Annotated in this window: 1 rRNA gene; it reads right to left on the bottom strand. The window is 53.8% G+C overall.

Annotated features, from left to right (window positions below):
- A 23S ribosomal RNA gene (locus E2L00_RS21270) occupies positions 1-1,885 on the bottom strand; the annotation flags it as partial.

The following is a 1,885-nucleotide window of genomic DNA, read 5'->3' as shown; positions in this document are numbered from 1 at the left end:
GCACAGTGCTGTGTTTTTAATAAACAGTTGCAGCCAGCTGGTATCTTCGACTGGCTTCAGCTCCACGGGTTAACCGCTTCACCTACGCGCCAGCGTGCCTTCTCCCGAAGTTACGGCACCATTTTGCCTAGTTCCTTCACCCGAGTTCTCTCAAGCGCCTTGGTATTCTCTACCTGACCACCTGTGTCGGTTTGGGGTACGATCCGGTGTTACCTGATGCTTAGAGGCTTTTCCTGGAAGCAGGGCATTTGTCACTTCAGCACCGTRGTGCCTCGTCATCACGCCTCAGTGTTAACGGTACTCCGGATTTGCCTGGAGYACCCACCTTCACGCTTAAACCGGGACAACCGTCGCCCGGCCGACATAGCCTTCTCCGTCCCCCCTTCGCAGTAACACCCGGTACAGGAATATTAACCTGTTTCCCATCGACTACGCCTTTCGGCCTCGCCTTAGGGGTCGACTCACCCTGCCCCGATTAACGTTGGACAGGAACCCTTGGTCTTCCGGCGAGCGGGCTTTTCACCCGCTTTATCGTTACTTATGTCAGCATTCGCACTTCTGATACCTCCAGCAGACCTCACAGTCCACCTTCGACGGCTTACAGAACGCTCCCCTACCCAACGAACGTATCCTTAAAACGCCTCGTCTGTCAGCACRCAGGCCAACTCAACGTTTGTGTGSCYTGAACGTGCCGGCTCTGCCGTCACGTTAAGCGTTTTAAGTGATACGTTCGCTGCCGCAGCTTCGGTGCATGGTTTAGCCCCGTTACATCTTCCGCGCAGGCCGACTCGACCAGTGAGCTATTACGCTTTCTTTAAATGATGGCTGCTTCTAAGCCAACATCCTGGCTGTCTGTGCCTTCCCACATCGTTTCCCACTTAACCATGACTTTGGGACCTTAGCTGGCGGTCTGGGTTGTTTCCCTCTTCACGACGGACGTTAGCACCCGCCGTGTGTCTCCCGTGATAACATTCTCCGGTATTCGCAGTTTGCATCGGGTTGGTAAGCCGGGATGGCCCCCTAGCCGAAACAGTGCTCTACCCCCGGAGATGARTTCACGAGGCGCTACCTAAATAGCTTTCGGGGAGAACCAGCTATCTCCCGGTTTGATTGGCCTTTCACCCCCAGCCACAGGTCATCCGCTAATTTTTCAACATTAGTCGGTTCGGTCCTCCAGTTAGTGTTACCCAACCTTCAACCTGCCCATGGCTAGATCACCGGGTTTCGGGTCTATACCCTGCAACTTAACGCCCAGTTAAGACTCGGTTTCCCTGCGGCTCCCCTATACGGTTAACCTTGCTACAGAATATAAGTCGCTGACCCATTATACAAAAGGTACGCAGTCACCCCATAAAGAGGCTCCCACTGCTTGTACGTACACGGTTTCAGGTTCTGTTTCACTCCCCTCGCCGGGGTTCTTTTCGCCTTTCCCTCACGGTACTGGTTCACTATCGGTCAGTCAGGAGTATTTAGCCTTGGAGGATGGTCCCCCCATATTCAGACAGGATACCACGTGTCCCGCCCTACTCGTCGAACTCACAGAAGGTGTGCCTTTGTGTACGGGAGTATCACCCTGTACCCTGCGACTTTCCAGACGCTTCCACTGACACACAAACTGATGCTGGTTCTGGGCTGTTCCCCGTTCGCTCGCCGCTACTGGGGGAATCTCGGTTGATTTCTTTTCCTCGGGGTACTTAGATGTTTCAGTTCCCCCGGTTCGCTTCGTTAAGTTATGTATTGGCTTAACGATAGTGCAACGGATTGCACTGGGTTTCCCCATTCGGAAATCGCCGGTTATAACGGTTCATATCACCTTACCGGCGCTTATCGCAGATTAGCACGTCCTTCATCGCCTCTGACTGCCAGGGCATCCACCGTGTACGCT

It is taken from the genome of Cedecea colo, from assembly GCF_011808225.1.
Lineage (GTDB): Bacteria > Pseudomonadota > Gammaproteobacteria > Enterobacterales > Enterobacteriaceae > Dryocola > Dryocola colo.
The sequence above is the reverse complement of the archived record's forward strand: the minus strand, read 5'-3'. Positions and strand labels throughout refer to the sequence as shown.